At 69.6% G+C, this 578-nt stretch carries 1 pseudogene; it reads left to right on the forward strand.

The annotated features are described in order from the left end of the window. Nucleotides 1-8 precede the first annotated feature (8 nt). Nucleotides 9-554 (forward strand): annotated as a pseudogene (locus tag AC1DWF_RS36985) (ABC transporter substrate-binding protein); the annotation flags it as partial. Nucleotides 555-578: the final 24 nt, after the last annotated feature.

Genomic DNA, 578 nt, shown 5'->3' on the forward strand with positions numbered 1-578 from the left:
CGGCCACATTGGCCGCCCCGCCGGTCCTGGCGCAGGAGGGCCCGATCCGCATCGGCGAGATCAACTCCTACTCGGCGCAGCCCGCCTTCCTCACCCCCTACCGCAACGCCTGGACCATGGCGCAGGAGGAGGTGAACGCCGCCGGCGGCATCAACGGCCGCCGCATCGAGACCGTCTTCCGCGACGATGCCGGCAAGCCCGAGGACGCCGTCCGCCACGCYGGCGAGCTCCTCAGCAACGAGCGCGTGCACCTCATCGCAGGTGGCTTCCTGTCCAATGTTGGCCTCGCCCTTGGCGATTTCGCCAACCAGAACCGCAAGCTCTTCGTCGCCTCCGAGCCGCTGACCGACGCGCTCGTCTGGTCCAKGGGCAACCGCTACACCTTCCGGCTCCGCTGCAGCACCTACATGCAGGCCGCCATGCTGGTGGAGGAGGCGGCCAAGCTGCCGCCGATGCGCTGGGCGACCGTCGCGCCGAACTACGAGTACGGCCAATCCGCCGTGCGCTGGTTCAAGGAGCTGCTGACCGCCGCCAAGCCCGGCTCGACCTACATCGCCTAGCAGTTCCCGGCGCTGGGC

The organism is Aminobacter sp. P4_D5, from assembly GCF_056401815.1.